Consider the following 20628-nt stretch of genomic DNA (forward strand, 5'->3'; position numbering starts at 1 on the left):
CTCGGATTCTCCCCCATCCTCGCTGTCAATTATGACAGCTGAACGGTCGCTCGAAGCGATCTCGATGGCATATTCGCCGAGGCCGTCGTTTCAAACGTTCATGTGCAGGAACGATGCGACACCAGCCATGAACATCTGTACCGACAAGGCGATCAACAGCATGCCCATTACACGTTCCAACGCGGTCAGCACGCTCTCTCCCAACCAGCGGAACAGGTAGGTCGCGCTCAGCAGGATCAGCGACGTGGCCAGCCAGGCCAGCAGTAGTGCGATGACCCAGTCGGCGGTACGGCCGGGCTGGGTGTTGGTCAACAGCAACAGCGCCGCCATCGCCGATGGCCCAGCCACGCCGGGGATCGCCATCGGCACGATGAATGGCTCGCCCTCGCCGGACTTGCCGAAGATGCCGCCGCCATCCGCCGGTGGAAACACCATGCGGATACCAATCAGGAACAGCACGATGCCGCCGGCGATGCTGATCGAATCGGGCTTCAACTGCAGCAGCTTGAGGATGTGCTGGCCACCGAACAGGAACGCCAGCAACACGCCCAGCGCGATCAGCAACTCGCGCACCATCACCAGGCGCCGCCGCTTGGGCGGCACGTCTTTCAGCAGGCTCAGGAAGAACGGGATGTTGCCCAGCGGATCCATGATCAGAAACAACATGATTCCCGCCGACAACGTGGTCATCTGCGTTTCCATCTCAACTCCATTTCCCAGCACGATTGCCGTTCTTGCAACGACACGGTTTCACCGTTCAGTCGGCGCGCAAATCCAGTACCGCGCCCCGTGCCGCTGCACCCTGCGCGCTCAACAGATAGATCGCAGCGGCCGCGGCGGCATCCGGCAATGGACGTTGCATGATGTCCTCGCCGAAATACGCCAACTGCCGCACGGCGGTGCGCATCGGCGCTGGCAACAAGGCGTGCGTGCGCAACGGGCCATTGTCGGTTTCCTCGTGCAGGATCGCCACGAAGCGCTCCAGCGCGGCCTTTGACACGCCGTAACCGCCCCAGTGCGCACGTTGCAGCAATTCGGGATCATCCAGCACGAACACCACCGCGCTGTCGGTGGCCTGGGTCAGCAGTGGCAGGCAGGCCTGGGTCAGCGCGAACGGCGCCGATACGTTGACGTGCAAGGCGCGCAACCAGGCGTCCGGTTTATGCATGGTGATCGGCGTCAACCCCGCGAAACTGACTGCCGTGTGCACGATGCCGTCGAGTCGGCCGAAGTCGCGCTCCAAGCCTTCGGCCAGTGCGGTGTATTCGCGCGGCGTGGCCACCTCCATGTCCAGCGGATGGATCACCGGTTCGGCCAGGCCCTCGTCGCGCATCGCGTCGTATAACTGCTCCAGCTGCCGCTTGCGCTTGCCGGTCACCACTACCGTGGCGCCCGCGCGCGATGCCGCACGGGCCACCGCACCACCGAGTCCGCCATAGGCGCCGGTCACCAGCACCACGCGATCGGCCAGGCTGTCGGCGGCGACCTGCCAATCGGCGGGGAGCCGGGAAATCGGCAACGTCGTCAAGGTGCAATCCCCGCCACGTCGCTGGCCATGCGCGACAATTCACCGGCGGATTTCAGATCCTCGATGATGTCGCAACCACCGATCAGTTCGCCCTGGATGAACAACTGCGGAAAGGTCGGCCAGTTCGCAAAGTGTGGCAATGCGGCGCGGATCTGCGGTTCAGCCAGCACATTCACCGCATGGAACGTGGCACCCGCCTCGGTCAGCGCCCCGGCGGCGCGTCCGGAGAAACCGCACATCGGAAATTCCGGCGTGCCTTTCATGAAAAGCACGATGGGGTGCTCGGCCAGTATCGCCCGGATTCGTTCGTTGATGTCCATAGCTCGGTGATTCATCTTTACAATGCAGGCAGACCGATATTGTATCAGTCACCCGTCGGCTGCCGTCCTCTGCGCCGACATATCTCCCCCAGCCAACGCTAAGGAGCCTTAATCATGGCGATCGAACTTCCCCCGCTTCCGTACGAAAAGGACGCCCTGCAGCCGCATATTTCCGCCGAAACGCTGGAATATCACTACGGCAAGCATCACCAGGCCTATGTGACCAATCTCAACAAGCTGATCGAAGGCACCGAATTCGCCGACGCCCCGCTTGAAGACATCATCAAGAAGTCATCCGGTGGGGTGTTCAACAACGCCGCACAGATCTGGAACCACACGTTCTACTGGAACTCGATGAGCCCCAAGGGCGGCGGTGAGCCGAGCGGCAAGCTGGCCGACGCGATCACCAAGGCGTTTGGTTCGTTCGAGAAGTTCAAGGAAGAGTTCAGCAAGTCCGCCGCCGGCAACTTCGGTTCGGGTTGGACATGGCTGGTACAGCGTCCGGACGGCTCGCTCGGCATCGTCAACACCTCGAATGCGGCCACGCCGATCACCGGCAGCGACAAGCCGCTGTTCACCACCGACGTATGGGAACACGCGTACTACATCGATTACCGCAACGCCCGTCCGAAATACGTGGAAGCGTTCTGGAACCTGGTGAACTGGGAATTTGCGGCCGGCAACCTGGCCTGATTCGTATCCCGTCGATAAACGAAAAAACGGAGCCGGCGACGGCTCCGTTTTTTCGTTTTTGCAGGGACGCCGTTTCTGCGCCCCCTGATTTTCTCTGGGCTCAAGCGTCGTGCTGACGCGCCGGTCGCGCGCAAATGCACTTCTAAGCCAGGGCTTCCAATACCGGGGCAACCTGCGTTTCGCGCTTCAATGCCGCGGCGATATCGGCCAGCTTCGCGACCAACTGCCCTGCATCGGGGGCGCACACGGTAGCGTGCCCCACCTTGCGGCCCGGTCGTGCCTGTTTGCCATAGTCGTGCCAGTGGGCGTCGACCGCGCGCAATACCGGCACCGTATCGGGCAACTCGCCAATCCAGTTGAACATGGCTGAGATCCCGCGCGCACCGGTGTCGCCCAGCGGCAGGCCGAGCACGGCACGCACGTGGTTCTCGAACTGGCTGGCGTGCGCACCCTCGATGGTCCAGTGGCCGGAGTTGTGCACCCGCGGCGCCATTTCGTTGCCGAGCAGCTCGCCGTCCTTGACGAACAATTCCAGTGCGAACACACCCACGTACTGCAGTCGCTCGGCCAGCGTGCGTGCAAGATCGGTGGCGCGTTGCTGCAGCAATTCGATGTCCTGCGCCGGCGCCACGCTCATCGACAACACGCCGTCGACATGCCAGTTGCGTGTCAGCGGCCAGGTACGGAAATCGCCCTCGCGACTGCGCACGGCCAACACCGACAGTTCGCGCTCAAATGGAACGAACGCTTCCAGAATCAGGCCGTGCCTGGACGCCTGCGCGCCGAGTGCAGCCCACGCTGCCGTCGCGTCGCTGGCCTGGCGCAGCCGGAACTGGCCCTTGCCGTCGTAGCCGAGTCGGCGGGTCTTGAGAATGGCCGGCGCACCGACCGCAGCCAGGGCCTGATCCAGTTGCTCGCGCGTGTCCACCGTCATGAAGGCAGGCGTGGGCAATCCGCATTCGCGAAACAGGGTTTTCTCGGCCAGCCGGTCCTGCGCCACTGCCAGTGCCTGCGGCGCGGGAAATACGGCCACACGCTCTGCCAGCCAGTGCGCGGTTTCGGCCGGCACATTCTCGAAATCAAACGTGACCACATCGACCTGCGCGGCGAAAGCCTCCAGCGCGGCGTAGTCGGCCCAGTCGGCCACGATCAATGGTGCGACCTGCCCTGCGCAAGCGTCGGCAGAGCTGTCCACCACCAGCGTCTTCACGCCCAGCGGTGCCGCGGCCAGCGCCAGCATGCGCGCCAGTTGTCCCCCGCCGAGAATGCCCAGTACGGGCTGCCGCCGTTCGTTCATTGACGCGGGTCCGGCTGATCGAGCACGGCCTGCGTCTGTCGCTTGCGCCAGTTGTCCAGTGCAGTGGCCAGGCTCGGGTCGTGCAATGCCAGCACCGCAACCGCCAGCAAACCGGCGTTTATCGCGCCCGCACGACCGATCGCCAACGTACCCACCGGAATGCCGGCCGGCATCTGCGCGATCGACAACAGCGAGTCCATCCCGTTCAAGGCCTTCGACTGCACCGGTACGCCGAAGACCGGCAAACGCGTCTTGGCAGCCAGCATGCCGGGCAGATGTGCCGCCCCGCCAGCGCCGGCGATGATCACCTGGACCCCGCGCGCCGGGGCCTGTTCGGCATAACTGAACAGCAGATCCGGCGTGCGGTGTGCGGAAACCACCCGGACCTCGTGCGCCACCCCCAGCTCGGTCAGCACATCGGCCGCGTGCTGCATGGTTTCCCAATCCGAACGTGAGCCCATCACGACGCCAACGCGCGGCGGTCTGGTTGTTCCTGTCATGGCCCGGCCGTCCAAAAACGGCTATTGTACGGGCTTTCCCCGATCCGGCACACCCAAGCGACCACATGGACAAGCGCCTACTCGACATCCTGTGCTGCCCAGTCAGCAAAACCCCGGTACGCTTGCTGAGCAAGCAGGAACTCGACGCGCTGAATGATGCCATTGCCGCCGGCAACGTGGATTCGGTGGCTGGCGTAACCGTGCGCGAACGTATCGCCGAAGGGTTGATCACCACCGATCGCAAGGTGATCTACCGGGTCGACGACGGCATTCCGGTCATGCTTCCCGAGGAAGGCATCGGTACCGTGCAGCTGACGGCCTTTCCTGGCGCGTAGCACCGCTGGATCCGTGCGTGACATGACACGGCAATCGCTTTGGCCTATCGTCGACATCTACGCGGCCGAACCGACTCAACGGCGCAGGGAAAAGTTTCAGGGGGTTGGCCATGAACGAAGCCAGTGATCCATCCAGGGTGGTTAACCTGAGTCCACGCCTGGATTCCTCCAGCGAGCGCGTCGGCGAGCTGTTGAATGCCGTGCGCGGGATAGCCAGCAAACGGCTGCAGCAATGGATAGGCAATGCCTTCGAGCATGTCGACGACGCGCTGTTCGACCTCGCCGAGAAAGCCGACAACAACGCCGCCCAGATGCACTATTTCGACGGCATGCGCGAGGTGCGCAAGCGCCGCCCCGCCGTCGAACGCAACTTTCTCGCCACGATCAGTCGCGACCTGGGCGAACTGGCCCATCCGCCGAAGCAACAGCCCGTGTCCACCCCGACGTCGCTGGGCTCGGTCGAGCTGACCCTGGTGGCCGATAACGAACTGGAAGAGTCGCTGGCCATTACCAGCATGATCGGTAAGAACGAATCGCGGCTGTCACGCGACCTGTTCGCGGTCAACCAGCGGCTGTCGGTGATCTGCGGTGGCCACAAGATCGACGATGCCAGCAACCCGGTGGCGCCCGCGATCCTGGCCCAGGCGTTTCGCCAGTCGCTGCAGGAACTCGGCGCGGACATGCGCGTCAAGCTGATCATCTACAAATTGTTCGACCGTTACGTGCTGTCCTCGCTGGAAGAGCTCTACCAGGAAGTCAATGTCGAACTGGTGCGTGCCGGCGTGTTGCCGCAGCTGCGCCATGAAGTCTTGCGCGGCGGCAATGCGCAGGCTGCCGGCTCGACCAGCCACCACGGTGGCGATGGCCATCCGGCAAGCGCGTCCGACGCGATGGACGAAGCCAGCGACATTCCCAGCGACCTGCTGCAGACCCTGCACGCGCTGTTCAGCGCACGTCGTGGCCCGGCTGTCGCCGGAAGCGGCAATACGGGCATGCATGCCATGCCAAGTGGTCCGCTGCCATCGGCCAACGAATTGCTGGGCGCGCTCAGCGTGCTGCAGAGCCAGATCGCCAGCGCCGGTCCGCTGCCCTACGCACAAGCCGACGATGCCGCCGAACTCAGCCGCGAAGTGCTGCAGCTGAAGGGTCAGTTGCTGACCCAGATCGGTGCGTTGCGCGGCGAGAAGCCCAGCCATGTGGCCACCATCGATGAGGACACCATCGACCTGGTCGGCATGCTGTTCGAGTTCATCCTGGAAGATCGCAACCTGCCCGCGGCCATGCAGGTCATGCTGGCCCGGTTGCAGATCCCTTATCTCAAGGCGGCGATCCTCGACCGCAAGCTGTTCGCGCATCGCCAGCATCCGGCCCGTCGACTGCTGGATTGTCTGGCCGAGCAGGCCAAGGGCTGGTCGGAAGAATCCGACCGCGACCATCGCCTGCATGAGAAGGTGAAGTCGATCGTCGACCACCTGCTGCACGACTTCGACGACGACATGGGCATTTTCGAGCGCCTGCTGCTCGACCTGCAGCAGTTCCAGGACGTCAACAAGCGGCGTTCCGAAGTGGCCGAACAGCGTGTGGCCGAATCCACCCGCGGCCGTGAAAAGCTGGAACAGGCGCGCCACCGTGCCGCCCGCGAGATTCTCGATCGCATCGACAACCGGAAGTTGCCGCCGCTGGTGCATGGCGTACTGGCACGGGCGTGGGCCAATCACCTGGTGCTGACCCTGCTGCGTCAGGGCGAAACCTCGCCTGAGTTCAAGAGCGCGCTGCGTTTTGTCGACGATTTCATCGCCAGCACCCGACCGGTCGCCGATGCCGACAGCCGGCAGGCGTTGCGGCAGACGCTGCCCGGGATCGAGCGTTCGCTGCGCTTCGGCCTGGCCAACGTGGCGTTCCAGGAACAGGATATCGAACGCCTGCTCGGCCAGTTGCATATCTACTATCGCCAGCAACTCGGTGAGACGCTGGACGCGACCGAGGTCGTCGCGGTCGATGAGGATGCCGCGATGCTGGCCATCCCCGACAGCATCCAGCCGGTGATCGATCACGACACCGCGATGGACGAGAGCAGCGAGGACGACCTCGCCGATGTGCCGCCGGACAGCCCCGAGTGGCATCAGGTGCAGGCCCTGCAGCCGGGCACCTGGCTGGAATTCAGCCTGCCGGACGAGCCGCTTACCCGCGCCAAATTGTCATGGATCAGCCCGATGAGCGGCCGCTACCTGTTCGTCAACCGGCGCGGCCTGAAAGTGGCCGATTACGCGCCGCAGGAGCTGGCCCATCTGCTCGCCGACAGCCAGGCCCGCGTGCTCGCCGCCAACGCACTGTTCGACCGTGCGATGAGCGCGATCGTCGGCAAGCTGAGCCAGCCTGAAGTCGCTTCACCCACGCCATTTGCGGACACCGAATGAGTCCTGTTTCATCCTTTGCGGCGCCGGACGCCGCACAGATCGCCATCGATATCGAACGCGCCTTCGCCGAAGACCTGGGCTCCGGCGACGCGACCGCCGGGCTGCTTCCAGCCGACGCCCGGGCGCACGCCGCACTGACTTGTCGCGATGCGGCGGTGATCGCGGGCACGGCATGGTTCGATGCGTGCTTCCGTCGGCTCGACCCGACGGTGCAGATCGACTGGCAGGTCGGTGACGGTGATCGGGTCAGGCCCGGCACGGTGATCTGCCATCTGTCCGGTCACGCCCGTTCACTGGTTACCGCCGAACGCCCGGCGCTCAACTTCCTGCAGCTGCTGTCCGCCACCGCCACGGTGACCGCCGACTACGTCGCCGCGGTCGCCGGCACCGCGGTACGCGTACTGGACACCCGCAAGACCATCCCGGGCCTGCGCCTGGCGCAGAAATACGCGGTGCGCTGCGGTGGCGGCCACAACCAGCGCATGGGCCTGTACGACGCCATCCTGATCAAGGAAAACCACATCATCGCCGCCGGCAGCATCGCCGCCGCCGTACAGGCCGCACGCCAGCTGCACCCGGAGCTGCCACTCGAAGTGGAAGTGGAAAACCTGGACGAGCTCGCACAGGCGCTGGATGCTGGAACAGACCGCATCATGCTGGACAATTTCGAACTGGCGCAGATGGTCGAGGCGGTGCGCTACACCGCCGGCCGTACACCGCTGGAGGTGTCTGGCAACGTCGACCTCGGCACGATCGGCGAATTTGCCCGTACCGGCGTCGACTTCATCTCGATCGGTGCGCTCACCAAGCACGTACGCGCCGTCGATCTTTCGCTACGGCTGCAGCTGGACTAACAGCGGCTTGCACCCGCCCGGCGGCGCCCACACACTGCGGGGATGAGCGACCTTTCCGATCTGTTGCTGTTGCTGGCACTTGGCGCCGTCGTCGGGCTATGGCTGAAACTCAGCGTGGCGCGGGAGCGGGCGGTGCAGGAAGCGCGACGGCAATGCCTGCAACACGGCCTGCAATTGCTGGACGAAACCGTCGGCCTGCGCGGTATACGGCTGCGTCGCATCAACGGCCTGCGCATGCTCGAACGCTGCTACGGTTTCGATGTGAGCATCGACGGCCAGGACCGTGAACCGGCCCGGTTATGGATGATAGGCAACGCGCTGAGCAGTCTGAGCCTGCCCACCATCGACATGCTGCCGCACGAACAGGTCGATACCAAGCTGTTGTCGCCGTCGACCGGCAGCAACGTCGTGCCGCTGCGCCCGCGTCCGCGCGCTGACGACAGGCTGCACTGAGCGGGCCGCTGAGCTGCCGCACGCATTTCGCTGACCGGCGTGAGGCAACCGCGTTTGTCCATCCTTTGCCAGGCGCAGCGATCGCAGGGCCGAAGTATTCGCAGGCTTTCCATTCGCCCTGCGCCCAGGCCGGATCGCGAAATCATCGGCTCCGGGCGGCTATCGTCCAGTCGATGCGTTGCGGATTACTTGACGACCCGCAGATGTGGCGCACCACGGCGCGGCTTGTCGTCGCCGTCGTCTGCACCCGATGTCGGCGTCGTATCCTCCGGCTCGGGGGCGGAGGGTGGCGGAGTATCGCCCCCTTCTTCGTCCGCCGGGAACATCATGCCCTGGCCGTTCTCCTGCGCGTACAACGCCAACACTGCCAGCACCGGGATCTGGATCGTCTGGCTGACTCCGGAAAAACGCGCCTGGAAGCTGATCCACTCGTTGCCGAGATCGAGGTTGGCTACCGCACGCATCGCCAGGTTCAGCACCACCTGGCCGTTCTTGATCACCTGCGGCGGCACCCGCACGCCAGCGAAACCGGCATCGACCAGCACGTACGGGGTCAGGTTGTTATCGGTGATCCAGTCGTAGATCGCCCGCAGCAGATAGGGGCGATTGGAACTCATCGACATCGTTTTTTCATTGTCAGTCATGCAGTGGGCCGCATTGCTTTTTCCTGGTCGGTCATGCTGCGCGCAAATCCCTGACTGTGGAACAAACGCTCACCGTAATCGATGATCGGCTTGCCCTCGCGTCCCAGGTCCACGCCCAGCCAAGGCAGTCGCCAGATCACCGGAACCACCAGGCAATCGGCCAGACTCATTTCCGGATTGAGAAAGAATTTCGACGCCTTGAACAGGGGCACCGTGGACAGCATCTGCTCGCGCAGGCGCTTGCGCGCCGAGTCCGCCGGTCGGCCGCCGGCACGGATCGCGTCCACCTCGGTCAGCCAGTCCTTCTCGATGCGCACCGCCGCCACGCGCAGTCGCGCGCGCGACTGGGGATCGATCGGCATCAACGGTGGGTGCGGATAACGCTCGTCCAGGTACTCACAGACCACCGAGGTATCGAACAGGGTCAGGTCGCGGTCGACCAGGGTCGGCGTGCTGGCGTACGGATTGAGATCGATCAGGTCCTCCGGCGGCTTGGCCGGATCCACCAGTACCCGATCGTAACTGACCCCCTTGGCGGCCAGCACCAGCCGGGCACGATGACACTGCACGTCGTCAGCCGTGGTGTAGAGCGTCAGTACAGTACGCGAGCGAGCGCTTGGGACCATGCGCGATTCCTCATCAGTAAGACGATTGCGGCGGCTCATGGCCGCCGCAATCGGATGATGCCATCCGGCTCAGTGGACGTCTTTCCAGTATTCCTTCTTGAGCATGGCGGCCAACAGGGTAAAGAACGCCAGGAACAGCATCACCCAGATACCGTAGTGATGGCGCTCCAGCGCAGCCGGCTCGGAGGCATATTCCAGGAAACTGGTGAGGTCACGCGTCGCCTGGTGGAACTGCTCCGGGCTCAGCTTGCCTGGTTTCGACAGCACCAGTTTTTCCACCGTCGGACCGTCGCCATCCTTGCCAGGCTTCATCTGCGCTGTCTGCAGGCCCTGCAGCTCCCACAGCGGGAACGGCATCGCCGCATTCGGCAGCGCGGTGTTGTTCCAGCCGATCGGGCTGTGCGGATCGAGGTAGAACGAGTTGAGGTACGTGTAGACCCAGTCTGGGCTCTTCGCGCTCACTTCCAGCGAAAGATCCGGTGGAGCCTTGCCGAACCAGGTACCGGCCGATGCCGCCGGCATGTGCGACACCACCGGATCATCGAACTTGGCGCCGGTGAAGTTGAGGTTCTGCATCACTTCCTGTTCGGACAGGCCAAGGTCTTGGGCAATGCGCGAATAGCGCATGTACTTCAGCGAGTGGCAACCGACGCAGTAGTTGAAGAACAGCCTGGCGCCGCGCTGCAGCGAAGCCTGGTCCTGCACATTGGCGCCGGCGTGGAGCAGTGCGCCGCCCTCTTCCGCCGCATTGGCCGACGCGTTGCCGACCATCAGACCGAACGCCAACGCCACCGGGAAGATGTATCGCTTCATTAGCAGCTTCCGCTTAATCATGCGTCGTCACCCGTTCCGGAACCGGCTTGGTCTTCTCCCAGCCGAAATATGTGTAGGCCCAAAGGAATGCGAAGAAGCCAAAGTAAATCAGGGTCATCAGACGGCCGAACGCGTTTTCCCAGGTCGTGAGGTCGACATCGCCGAACCACTTCGGGATCACCTCGGCGGTGATGCCCGCACCGACCGCACCGAGGCCGAAGAACGACACCACGAACAGCCCCAGCGCCACCTTGTAGCCGGTGCCGCGGTAACGGATCGACTTGACCTTGCCGCGGTCGAACCACGGCAACAGGAACAACACGGCGATCGCGCCGAACATCGCCAGCACGCCCCACACGGCCGTGCCGAGGAAGGACGGGATCATGCGCACGATCGCGTAGAACGGAGTGAAGTACCACACCGGCTTGATCTCCGCCGGAGTGACCAGGTTGTTGGCCATGATCGAGTTGTCATGTTCCAGGAACCAGCCACCGAAGGTCGGTGCGAAGAAGATGATGAACGCGGCGATCAGCAGGAAGAAGCCCACGCCGACCAGGTCCTTCACCGTGTAGTACGGATGGAACGGAATGCCGTCGGTCGGCTTCAGCGCGTCCCAGCGATTGCCCTTCGGGCCCTTCTTGATTTCCACGCCGTCCGGGTTGTTCGAACCCACTTCGTGCAGGGCGGCGATGTGCAGCACCACCAGCAGCAGCAGCACGATCGGCAACGCGATCACGTGCAGCGCGAAGAAGCGGTTGAGCGTGGCATCGGCCGGCAGGAAGTCGCCCATGATCCATTCGACCAGGGTGCTGCCGATGACCGGAATCGTGCCGAACAGCGACACGATCACCTTGGCACCCCAGAACGACATGTTGCCCCATGGCAGCACGTAGCCCATGAAGGCCTCGGCCATCAGCGCCAGGAAGATCAGCATGCCGAGCAGCCACACCAGCTCGCGCGGACGCTTGTACGAGCCGTACATGATGCCGCGGAACATGTGCAGGAACACCACCACGAAGAACAGCGAGGCGCCGGTGGAGTGCATGTAGCGGATCAGCCAGCCCCACTCCACGTCACGCATGATGTACTGCACCGAGTCGAAGGCTCCCGCCGCGCTCGGGTTGTAGTTCATGGTGAGGAAGATGCCGGTGACGATCTGGTTGACCAGCACCAGCAGCGCCAGCGAACCGAAGTAGTACCAGAGGTTGAAGTTCTTCGGCGCGTAGTACTCGGTCATGTGCGCGCGGTACATCGGCATCATGCCGGGTGCGCGTTCGGTGACCCAATCGCCGATGTTCGTGAATACGTTGGCCATTAGCCAGCCTCCTTCGGATCCACGCCAATCTGGATGGTGCTGTCGTCGATGAAGTGGTACGGCGGCACTTCAAGATTCTTCGGCGCCGGCACGCCACTGAACACGCGCCCGGCCAGGTCATAGCGCGAATGGTGGCAGGGGCAATAGAAGCCGCCCTTCCAGTTCGGATCGAACGGCTCGGGCTTGATCTCCGGCACGAAATTGGGCACGCAGCCCAGATGCGTGCAGATACCCACGATCACCAGCCATTCCGGCTTGATCGAGCGGGCCTCGTTCTGCGCGTATTTCGGCTGCTGCGCGGCCGACGCACCGTCGGACTTGGGATCCACCAGGCGCGAATCCACCTCCGGCAACGTCGCCAGCTGCGCCGCCGTGCGATTGAGCACGAACACCGGCAGGCTGCGCCACGACACGGCCAGCATCTGGCCCGCCTCGATCTTGGCCAGCGACTGCGTAACCGGAGCGCCAGCGGCCTTGGCGCGCGCACTGGGTTCCCACGACTTGATGAAGGGCACAGCTGCCGACACGATTCCAAGACCACCAACCACCGCAGTGGTTGCTGTCAGGAAACGGCGGCGGCCGTGATCGACGACTTCGTTCGCCATCTGGCTCTCCGGGTAACTTGCTTGCCATTGAGACACAGGCTTTGGTGCCTGCAAAAACGCGTTAGTGTAGCGTCAGGCCTTGCCCCGTACAATAAACGCATCACGGCGAAGTCCATCCGCCACAACACTCGCCACGACCCGCCGGGACTTTTCCTTCCGACATGAAACATGCCGCCGGCACGCTTCTCTTTATTGCACGCTTCGCCGTCCTCGGATTGGCCGTGGCGTTCGTGATCGGCTTGTTCTGGCCCGGCAGCGGCGAACGGCTGCGTGCCCGCTTCGGCCTGACGGCACCGTCGAAGCCGTCGGTCAGCCAGCCCCATGTCGGCGCCGGCCCGGTCTCCTACGCCGACGCGGTGGCGGCTGCGGCGCCGTCGGTGGTCAACATCTACGCCAACAAGATCGTTACCGAACAAGCCGTGCGGATGTACGACAACCCGGTATTGCAGCAGCTGTTCGGTGGCCAGCCCACCACTTACCAGCACCGCGAGCAGACGCTCGGCTCCGGCGTCATCGTCAGTGCCCAGGGCCAGGGCTACGTGCTGACCAACAACCACGTGATCGCCCAGGCCGCTGATATCCAGGTACTGCTGTACGACGGCCGCATCGCCAAGGCCACTCTGGTTGGAGCGGACGAGGAGTCCGACCTGGCGGTGCTGAAGATCGACGCCAGCAACCTGCCGGTGATCCAGATGGCCGATCAACAGCAGGTGCGTCCCGGCGACGTGGTGCTGGCGATCGGCAACCCGCTGGGCCTCAACCAGACGGTCACCATGGGCATCGTCAGCGCCATCGGCCGACAGTTGAACAGCTCCAGCGCCGAGGATTTCATCCAGACCGACGCGGCCATCAATCTGGGCAACTCCGGCGGCGCCCTGGTCAATGCCGAAGGCCAGCTGGTCGGCATCAATACCTTGCTGATCGGCAAGGCCGCCGGCGCGGAGGGGATCGGTTTCGCCATCCCCGTCGCCACCGCCAAGAAGGTGCTGGATCAGATCATCACCACCGGCCACGTGGTGCGCGGCTGGATCGGCGCGGACTATGCCTTCGTGCCGGTGGCCGCCAACAGCGGCCTGCCCGCGGCGGCGCGCGGTGCCCAGGTAACGATGATCTATCCCGGTGGTCCGGCGGCGCTGGCGGGTATCCAGCCGCGCGACATCCTGTTGCGTATCGGCAATGATGACATTCTCGACCCCGCCGATCTGCGCCGTCACGAGGCCGCGCTCAAGCCCGGCAGCAAGGTGGAGGTCTCCGGCCTGCGCAACGGCAGCCCATTCCATCTTCAGCTCACCCTGGCGCAACGCCCGGCAATGAGTCCCAACGCCACGCCAGCCGATTGATATTGCAAGGTTCCACAGCATGACGTGGTGAGCGTGCACCGTGCGAGCCCCTGCGCACAGGAATCAGCGGCTCAGCCGGGTCCGCCCGATGAGGCCAGTGGCGGATGGATCGCTGCGCCGTAGCGCTTGCGCAAACTATCCACCCGTTCCACATACACCTGGGTTTCGCTGTATGGCGGCACGCCCTTGTAACGTTGCACCGCGCCGGGGCCTGCGTTGTAGGCGGCGGCGGCCAGCCGCTCGCTGCCGTCGAAATCATGCAGCAGCAGGCTGAGGTACCGCGCGCCACCGCGGATGTTCTGATCGGAGTTGAACGCATCCAGCACGCCCATGTCGTTGGCCGTGCCCGGCATCAGCTGCATCAGTCCCTGCGCGCCCTTGAGCGACAGCGCGCGCGGATTGAACGCGCTCTCCGCATGGATGATCGCGCGCAGGAACGCCTCGTCGACGCCGTACTCGATGCTGGCCGCGCGGATGGTGTCGGCGTACGCGGTGAGGTTGAGCGAGACGCTGCCCCAGTGGATCGGCGAATGCAGGTTGCACGCCGCACAGGTCGCGATGTAACTGAAAAGCATGGTCACGGCGCGACCCGTCTGGCCGACCGGATGCAAGTTGGTGTACTCGACGCTGCCGTCCTTCCGCACGATGCGATAGACCGCACCACGCAGCACCTTGCTGGCCGCGGCATCCGCGACCGGCGCCACCGCGGGCGTCGTACTGCGCGACTCGCGATAGCTCCACTGACCCGGTATCGCCGTAGCGGCCGTCGCCAGCGGGAGTTTCGCGCTGGTTTCGACCGAGCCTCGCACCGCCGCCAGCGACGTAGGTTGCGGCGGCGTTTCGCCGATACGCTGCGCACTGGTTTCCACCGTGCCGCGTACGCCGGTCAACGAGATCCGGCCGGTGTCGCCGGCAGCGACAGCGCTCGCCGTGGTCTCGACGGATGCAGCGACTCTTGCCAGCGAACTCCGCAGCGGCGGCTTTGCCCGCTGACGTGGCGATCGTCCGCTGTAGTTATTGATCGGCCGGCAACCGTGATAGCCGGTTTTGCTGCTGCTGAAGACCATTTCACCGCTGGAACCGGTGCACTGATACAGGGTGCCTCCGCGAGCTTGTGGCCACCACAACAGCGCACAGCCCAACGCGACCCAGAAGAGGATCGAACACAATGGGAAGCCCCCGGCGGGCCGATCGACACTTCCCCCATGACTCGCGGCGCCAAGCATGGGGCGCAGTGTGCCGCCATGTCTCGCCGCCGCCAAGTGGGTGGTGGTCATTTCGTGCACCACGCAGCGTTTCATTCGCCCAACCCGCCCGCGTCGACGCCATCCACCGCGCCGGGCGCGCCCGGCTCCTGCCCGGCCATCCGCTGCAAGTACTTGATCCGTCATGCTCAATTACTGGCAGACGCGTCGCCGCGAGGGTAAACTGCACGGTTCAGCGGATCGCATCTCCTGCTTCACGAACCACGGTGTCCACGCCATGAGCGGCAAGCCAGCTCCCGCCAAACTCTTCATCAAGACCCACGGCTGCCAGATGAACGAGTACGACTCGGCCAAGATGGCCGACGTGCTGAAGGCATCGCACGGCATGGAACTGACCCAGGACGAAGCCGAAGCGGACGTGATCCTGATCAACACCTGCTCGATCCGCGAAAAGGCGCAAGAGAAGGTATTCAGCCAGCTCGGTCGCTGGAAGCAGCACAAGAAGGACGGCAAGCCGGTGCTGATCGGCGTCGGCGGCTGCGTGGCTTCGCAGGAAGGCGCGGCGATCGTCAAGCGCGCGCCGTACGTCGACCTGGTGTTCGGTCCGCAGACTCTCCACCGCCTGCCCGAGCTGATCGAGAAGCAGCGTGCCAGTGGCCTGCCACAGGTCGACATCAGCTTCCCCGAGATCGAGAAGTTCGACCGCCTGCCCGAACCGCGTGCCGAAGGCCCGACCGCCTTCGTCTCGATCATGGAAGGCTGCTCGAAATACTGCAGCTACTGCGTAGTGCCCTATACCCGGGGCGAAGAGCTCAGCCGTCCATTCGACGACGTGATCGTCGAAGTCGCCAAGCTGGCCGCGCAGGGCGTGCGCGAGGTCAACCTGCTGGGACAGAACGTGAACGCGTATCGCGGGCCCACCTTTGATGGCGGCATCGCCGACCTCGCCGTGCTGATCCACGCGATCGCCCAGATCGACGGCATCGGCCGTATCCGCTTCACCACTTCGCATCCGCTGGAGTTCTCCGACTCGTTGATCGAGGCCTACGCCAACGTGCCGCAACTGGCGAACTACCTGCACCTGCCGGTGCAGGCGGGATCCGACCGCATCCTCAGCGCGATGAAGCGCGGCTACACCGCGCTGGAGTTCAAGCAGAAGATCCGCAAGTTGCGCGCGGTGCGACCGGATATCTGCGTGTCATCCGATTTCATCGTGGGCTTCCCCGGCGAGACCGAAGCGGATTTCGAAAAGACCATGAAGCTGATCGACGACATCGGCTTCGACCAGAGCTTCTCCTTCATCTTCTCCTCGCGCCCCGGCACGCCGGCGGCGAACCTCGCCGACGACACTCCGCCGGCAGAAAAGCACGCGCGTCTGAGCCGGTTGCAAGCCACCATCAACGCGAACGCGAAGCGGATCAGCCAGACGATGATCGGCAGCGTGCAGCGCGTCCTGGTGGAGAAGCCCAGCACACGCGATGCCAGCGAACTCACCGGCCGCACCGAAAACATGCGCTTCGTCAATTTCCCTGGCCACCCGCGCCTGATCGGCCAGTTCGTCGACGTGGAAATCACCGAAGCGATGAGCAATTCGCTGCGCGGACGGGTAAGGCTGGCGGCCGAAGAAGCCGCCTGACGCACACCTCTGTGGGAGCGACTTCAGTCGCGACGGCTTTTCGAACACCTCGAGCATCGCGACTGAAGTCGCTCCTACAACGGCGTGTAGCGCCACGCCATTCCAGCTGCCTGATGCAAATCCCTGTGGGAGCGACTTCAGTCGCGACGGCTTTTCGAGCACCTCGAGCATCGCGACTGAAGTCGCTCCTACAACGGCACGTACCCCACGCCATTCCAGCCGCCTGATGCAAATCCCTGTGGGAGGGACTTCAGTCGCGACGGCTTTTCGAACACCTCGAGCATCGCGACTGAAGTCGCTCCTACAACGGCACCGCGCTAGTCCAGCCGTTTGCGAAAGCGAAGAATCGCCAGCGTCATCATCACCAGCGTGAACCCTGCCAGCGCCAGCACGTCGACCCACATCTCCCATAGCCCCGCCCCACGCAGCATCACCCCGCGGATCAGCCGCAGGAAATGGGTCAGCGGCAGCACCTCGGCGATCCACCGCACCACCCGCGGCATGCCAGCGAACGGAAACATGAAGCCGGACAGCAGGATCGATGGCAGGAACACGAAGATCATCATCTGCATCGCCTGGAACTGCGACTGCGCCCGCGTCGAGATCAGCAAGCCCAGGGTGAGGTTGGCGAGGATCAACAGTCCCGATGCCAGGTAGACATCAAGCACGCTGCCGCGGATCGGCACATCGAACAGCCACATGCCCAGCGCCAGCACCACGCTGGTCTGCACCAGGCCGATCACCACGTACGGCAGCACCTTGCCGACCATCAGTTCGGCGCTGGTCAACGGCGTGGCGATCAGCAACTCCATGTTGCCGCGTTCGCGTTCGCGCACGATCGCGATGGCGGTGAACAACACCATCGTCATGGTCAGGATCACCCCGATCAGGCCGGGCACGATGTTCACCGCCGAGCGGCGCTGCGGGTTGTAGAAGGCGACCACGCTGATCCGCCCGCCCGCCGGGGTGCTGGTCATCGGTGCGCGCGTGTCCGGCATGGCGCTGTCGATCGGCACCTGCGCCAGTTGCGCGGCGGCACCCTGCACGGCCGTGTCGCTGCCGTCGACCAGTACCTGTGCCACCTCGCGGCCATCGATCCGGCGGCGTTCGAAATCCGGTGGCAGCACGATGCCGATGCTGATCTGCCCGCGCCGGATCATCGCCATCAGTTCCTGCGGCGTGTCCACCCGCGCCACCGGCGCGACCACGTCGGTGGCCAGCATGTCCATCAGCAACGCGCGCGAGCCGGCGGTATTGGCCTGGTCGACGATGCCGGTTTCGAGCCCGCGCAAATTGGTGTTGATCGCATAGCCGAACAACACCAGCTGGATCACCGGGATGCCCACGATCATCGCCAGTGTCACGCGATCGCGGCGCATCTGGCGCAACTCCTTGAGCACGATCGCCCACAACCGGCGCCAGTTCATGCGGCGCGCTCCCTGTCCTGTTCGCCCTTGTGCGTGGCAGCCACGAACACGTCTTCCAGATTCGGCGGTGCCTGCACGACCCTGGCTTTCTGCCCGGCATCCGCCAGCGCCTTGTCCATCCGCTGCGTCGGGTCGCCGGCATCGTCCGCCACCAGCACACGCAGCGTATTGCCGACCTGGGCCACGCCGAGCACGCCCGGCACGTCCACCAGCGAGTGTTGCGCGCGGCGCGGATCGGCGCTGTCGACAGTGAACGTACGCCCCTTCAGTTTTTCGGTCAGCTCGTCCGGTGTGCCATCGGCGACCAGCGCGCCATGATCCAGGATCGCCAGTCGATGGCAGCGCTCGGCCTCGTCCATCAGGTGAGTGGAGACCAGCAGCGTAGTGCCGATATCGGCCAGCTCGAACAACTTTTCCCAGAAGTCGCGGCGCGACTCCGGATCGACCGCGCTGGTCGGCTCGTCCAGGAACAACAGCTCCGGTTCGTGGATCACCGCGCAAGCCAGTGCCAGGCGCTGCTTCTGGCCGCCGCTCATGGTGCCTGCCAGCTGCTTCTGTCGATCGCCGAAATGGTATTGCTCGACCAGCTCGTCGATGCGGCCCTTCGTCTTCGCCTTCGGCACGCCCTGGATCGCGGCGAGAAACTCCAGGTTCTCGCGCACCGTCAGGTCCTCGAACAGCGAGAACTTCTGCGTCATGTAGCCGATGTGGGAGCGCAGTTCGTCGGCCTGCGCCGGAATCTTCAGGCCAAGCACTTCGATCTCGCCGTCGGTCGGCGTCAGCAGGCCGCACAGCATGCGGATCGTGGTCGACTTGCCCGATCCGTTCGGGCCGAGGAAACCGTAGACCTGCTTCGCCGGCACTTCGAGGTCGACATGATCCACCGCGACCAGCTTGTCGAACCGTTTGGTGAGCCCGCGTGCGCGGATCGCGACACCCTCGGCATCGGTCTTCGCATCCGTCGTGGCGGCGGCGGTCATTTCGCGGAATCGGCAAACTCGACGCGCACCGGCAAGCCGGCCGGCAGTTCGCGCGCATCGGTGCCCAGCGTGACTTCGGCGAGATAACTCAGCCGCGCCGCGTCATCACCGATCAGCGCGTAGTACGGCGTGAAATCGGGCTCGCTGCGCAACATCCGCACCTTGCCAGCGTACGGTCGATCGCGGCCGGCCACGTATACCTGGATCGCATCGCCGACGCGCACACCGGCGCGTTGCTGTTCGGGCACGTAGATGCGCGCATACGGCGCATCACCCGCCAGCAGGATCGCGACCGGTGCGCCCACCGGCGCCTGATCGCCAAGTTTGTATGGGATCGTGTCGACGCGTCCGGCACGTGGCGCCACCACGCTCAGTTTTTCCAGCAGCACTTGCTGCGCGCTGGCCTGTGCCTCGGCGGAAGCCACTGCCGCCTTTGCCTGCGCGATCTGCTCGGGACGTGTGCCGTGCAACAACTCGTCGAGCGCCGCACGTGCCGCCTTCACCTGACCGTCGGCATTGCCAGCCGTCGCGCGGGCGCGGTCGAGATCGGCGGCAGCCACATAATCCTTGCCCTTCAGCGGAAGCAGACGGTTGTAGTAAGCGCGTGATTCGCGCGCCTGCGCCTCGGCCGCCGCCAGATTTGCCCGCGCCTTGTCGATGTCCTCCTGGCGTGGGCCGGCTTCGAGCTCGGCCAGCACCTCGCGCTGCTGCTGCGCCTGTGCCATGGCGGCGGCGAGTTCGGCGCGCGTATGCGTGGGATCCAGCTGCAGCAATGGTTGTCCGGCCTTGACCTGCCCGCCTTCGCGCGCGTCGATCGACACGATGCGTTCGGCCACCGGCGCCGGCAGGGTGATGCGGTCGTATTCCAGCGTCCCCAGAGCCTGCGGCGGCGGTTTCCTGCAGGCGGAAAGGCCGAGCGACGCGAACAACATCACGAACGGCAGTCGACAGATCATGCGTGCGTTGTTCATGCAATTTCTCCTGATCCGGACGGGCTCGCGCCGCGGTCAAGCAGCGTGAGCGTATGTTTGAGCATGACCTCGGCACCCAAGCCCTCGGCACCGAACAGACGCTGCCAGATCGGCGCGCCTGCAGCGGGAAACAGGGTCAAACCCACCAGCGAGACGACCAACAGACGCGGATCGATACCTGCGTTCAGCCGTCCATCCGCTTGTGCAGCGGCGAAGCGTTGCGCCAGCATCCGCGGCAGGTTCGGGATCGCCTGATGAAACAGCACGTCACGCAACGCGCCGCCTTCGCACAGTACTTCGCGAACCCACAACGGCGGCAGCCACGGATGACTTGCCACGACAGCACCAATGCCGCGCACGAACGCTTCGATCAACCCGGCCGGATCGTCGCCAGCCCGCTCCATTTGCAAGCGCAGCGGCGCCAGCGCGGGCAACAGGCGCTCGTCGATCAGTGCCTCCACCAATCGCGACTTGTCGCCGAAGTAGTAGTGCAGCATTGCCGGCGTGACGCCGGCCTCGGTGGCGATCGCCCGCAGCGAGGTGGCGCCGATGCCCACCCGCGCAAACAAGCTGATCGCAGCATCCAGCAGGTGGAGGCGGAGATTCTGATCGTCACCGCTCGGACGTCCGGCACGACGCGGACGTTTTGCTGTTGCACGCTTGCCTGGA

General features: G+C 64.4%; 22 protein-coding genes. 7 read left to right on the forward strand and 15 right to left on the reverse strand.

Features of this window, described 5'->3' with window-relative positions:
* Positions 1 to 90 precede the first annotated feature (90 nt).
* The 3 genes from ACPPVV_RS13445 to grxD all read right to left on the reverse strand — a co-directional run bounded on the left by ACPPVV_RS13445 (position 91) and on the right by grxD (position 1848).
* Positions 91 to 690 carry a YhgN family NAAT transporter gene (locus ACPPVV_RS13445; RefSeq protein ID WP_426703237.1) on the reverse strand — a complete coding sequence of 200 codons (600 nt, stop codon included), beginning with the start codon at positions 688 to 690 and terminating at the stop codon, positions 91 to 93.
* Between the two features lie 67 nt (positions 691 to 757).
* On the reverse strand, positions 758 to 1528 hold the full coding sequence (locus tag ACPPVV_RS13450; RefSeq protein WP_426700394.1) for an SDR family NAD(P)-dependent oxidoreductase: 771 nt from the start codon (positions 1526 to 1528) through the stop codon (positions 758 to 760).
* Complete coding sequence (gene grxD / locus ACPPVV_RS13455; RefSeq protein ID WP_426703238.1) at positions 1525 to 1848, reverse strand: Grx4 family monothiol glutaredoxin; 324 nt, start codon at positions 1846 to 1848, stop codon at positions 1525 to 1527. Before grxD ends, ACPPVV_RS13450 begins: the two co-directional genes overlap by 4 nt.
* A gap of 114 nt (positions 1849 to 1962) precedes the next feature.
* On the opposite strand from grxD, the gene ACPPVV_RS13460 reads away from it, so the two are divergent.
* Complete coding sequence (locus ACPPVV_RS13460) at positions 1963 to 2541, forward strand: superoxide dismutase (protein ID WP_426700395.1); 579 nt, start codon at positions 1963 to 1965, stop codon at positions 2539 to 2541.
* A 142-nt stretch (positions 2542 to 2683) separates the two neighbouring features.
* On the opposite strand, the gene ACPPVV_RS13465 is transcribed toward ACPPVV_RS13460, so the two are convergent.
* Positions 2684 to 3838 (reverse strand): 5-(carboxyamino)imidazole ribonucleotide synthase, encoded by a 1155-nt coding sequence (locus tag ACPPVV_RS13465; protein WP_426700396.1) that lies wholly within the window; start codon positions 3836 to 3838, stop codon positions 2684 to 2686.
* Complete coding sequence (purE, locus tag ACPPVV_RS13470; RefSeq protein ID WP_426700397.1) at positions 3835 to 4338, reverse strand: 5-(carboxyamino)imidazole ribonucleotide mutase; 504 nt, start codon at positions 4336 to 4338, stop codon at positions 3835 to 3837. The genes ACPPVV_RS13465 and purE overlap by 4 nt, the downstream gene beginning before the upstream one ends.
* Positions 4339 to 4403: 65 nt before the next feature.
* On the opposite strand from purE, the gene ACPPVV_RS13475 reads away from it, so the two are divergent.
* The 4 genes from ACPPVV_RS13475 to ACPPVV_RS13490 all read left to right on the forward strand — a co-directional run bounded on the left by ACPPVV_RS13475 (position 4404) and on the right by ACPPVV_RS13490 (position 8397).
* Positions 4404 to 4673, forward strand: coding sequence for a Trm112 family protein (locus ACPPVV_RS13475; protein ID WP_426700398.1), 270 nt, complete (start codon positions 4404 to 4406; stop codon positions 4671 to 4673).
* Between the two features lie 110 nt (positions 4674 to 4783).
* Positions 4784 to 7090: a DUF1631 domain-containing protein gene (locus ACPPVV_RS13480; RefSeq protein WP_426700399.1), complete on the forward strand. Its 2307-nt coding sequence runs from the start codon at positions 4784 to 4786 to the stop codon at positions 7088 to 7090.
* Entirely contained in the window at positions 7087 to 7944 is an 858-nt protein-coding gene (gene nadC, locus ACPPVV_RS13485; RefSeq protein ID WP_426700400.1) for a carboxylating nicotinate-nucleotide diphosphorylase, read from the forward strand. The genes ACPPVV_RS13480 and nadC overlap by 4 nt, the downstream gene beginning before the upstream one ends.
* Positions 7945 to 7986: 42 nt before the next feature.
* On the forward strand, positions 7987 to 8397 hold the full coding sequence (locus ACPPVV_RS13490) for a DUF3301 domain-containing protein (protein WP_426700401.1): 411 nt from the start codon (positions 7987 to 7989) through the stop codon (positions 8395 to 8397).
* 185 nt (positions 8398 to 8582) lie between these two features.
* On the opposite strand, the gene ACPPVV_RS13495 is transcribed toward ACPPVV_RS13490, so the two are convergent.
* The 5 genes from ACPPVV_RS13495 to petA form a co-directional block, all read right to left on the reverse strand.
* Positions 8583 to 9014 carry a ClpXP protease specificity-enhancing factor gene (locus tag ACPPVV_RS13495; RefSeq protein WP_426703239.1) on the reverse strand — a complete coding sequence of 144 codons (432 nt, stop codon included), beginning with the start codon at positions 9012 to 9014 and terminating at the stop codon, positions 8583 to 8585.
* A gap of 23 nt (positions 9015 to 9037) precedes the next feature.
* The gene (locus ACPPVV_RS13500) at positions 9038 to 9667 is read right to left on the reverse strand and encodes a glutathione S-transferase N-terminal domain-containing protein (protein ID WP_426700402.1); all 630 of its coding nucleotides are present in this window, start codon (positions 9665 to 9667) and stop codon (positions 9038 to 9040) included.
* Between the two features lie 69 nt (positions 9668 to 9736).
* Positions 9737 to 10480: a cytochrome c1 gene (locus ACPPVV_RS13505; protein WP_426700403.1), complete on the reverse strand. Its 744-nt coding sequence runs from the start codon at positions 10478 to 10480 to the stop codon at positions 9737 to 9739.
* A gap of 13 nt (positions 10481 to 10493) precedes the next feature.
* Complete coding sequence (locus tag ACPPVV_RS13510; protein ID WP_426700404.1) at positions 10494 to 11795, reverse strand: cytochrome b; 1302 nt, start codon at positions 11793 to 11795, stop codon at positions 10494 to 10496.
* Positions 11795 to 12400: a ubiquinol-cytochrome c reductase iron-sulfur subunit gene (petA, locus tag ACPPVV_RS13515; RefSeq protein WP_426700405.1), complete on the reverse strand. Its 606-nt coding sequence runs from the start codon at positions 12398 to 12400 to the stop codon at positions 11795 to 11797. The genes ACPPVV_RS13510 and petA overlap by 1 nt, the downstream gene beginning before the upstream one ends.
* Positions 12401 to 12561: 161 nt before the next feature.
* Here petA and ACPPVV_RS13520 point away from each other — a divergent pair, with 161 nt between their 5' ends.
* Positions 12562 to 13740: a S1C family serine protease gene (locus tag ACPPVV_RS13520; protein WP_426700406.1), complete on the forward strand. Its 1179-nt coding sequence runs from the start codon at positions 12562 to 12564 to the stop codon at positions 13738 to 13740.
* Positions 13741 to 13811: 71 nt separating this feature from the next.
* Here the strand turns inward: ACPPVV_RS13520 and ACPPVV_RS13525 are convergent, their stop codons facing one another.
* Positions 13812 to 15017: a lytic transglycosylase domain-containing protein gene (locus tag ACPPVV_RS13525; RefSeq protein ID WP_426700407.1), complete on the reverse strand. Its 1206-nt coding sequence runs from the start codon at positions 15015 to 15017 to the stop codon at positions 13812 to 13814.
* A gap of 205 nt (positions 15018 to 15222) precedes the next feature.
* Here ACPPVV_RS13525 and miaB point away from each other — a divergent pair, with 205 nt between their 5' ends.
* Entirely contained in the window at positions 15223 to 16581 is a 1359-nt protein-coding gene (gene miaB / locus ACPPVV_RS13530; RefSeq protein WP_426700408.1) for a tRNA (N6-isopentenyl adenosine(37)-C2)-methylthiotransferase MiaB, read from the forward strand.
* 317 nt (positions 16582 to 16898) lie between these two features.
* Here the strand turns inward: miaB and ACPPVV_RS13535 are convergent, their stop codons facing one another.
* From ACPPVV_RS13535 to ACPPVV_RS13550, 4 genes are read right to left on the reverse strand one after another with little or no spacing between them, the layout of a single operon-like run.
* Positions 16899 to 18008, reverse strand: a complete 1110-nt coding sequence (locus tag ACPPVV_RS13535) for an ABC transporter permease (RefSeq protein ID WP_426700409.1) — start codon at positions 18006 to 18008, stop codon at positions 16899 to 16901.
* Positions 18005 to 18937, reverse strand: a complete 933-nt coding sequence (locus tag ACPPVV_RS13540) for an ATP-binding cassette domain-containing protein (RefSeq protein WP_426703240.1) — start codon at positions 18935 to 18937, stop codon at positions 18005 to 18007. The genes ACPPVV_RS13535 and ACPPVV_RS13540 overlap by 4 nt, the downstream gene beginning before the upstream one ends.
* A gap of 47 nt (positions 18938 to 18984) precedes the next feature.
* Entirely contained in the window at positions 18985 to 19959 is a 975-nt protein-coding gene (locus tag ACPPVV_RS13545) for an HlyD family secretion protein (protein WP_426700410.1), read from the reverse strand.
* Positions 19956 to 20528: a TetR/AcrR family transcriptional regulator gene (locus ACPPVV_RS13550; RefSeq protein ID WP_426700411.1), complete on the reverse strand. Its 573-nt coding sequence runs from the start codon at positions 20526 to 20528 to the stop codon at positions 19956 to 19958. The genes ACPPVV_RS13545 and ACPPVV_RS13550 overlap by 4 nt, the downstream gene beginning before the upstream one ends.
* Positions 20529 to 20628: the final 100 nt, after the last annotated feature.

It is taken from the genome of Rhodanobacter sp. Col0626, assembly GCF_049994385.1.
Lineage (GTDB): Bacteria > Pseudomonadota > Gammaproteobacteria > Xanthomonadales > Rhodanobacteraceae > Rhodanobacter.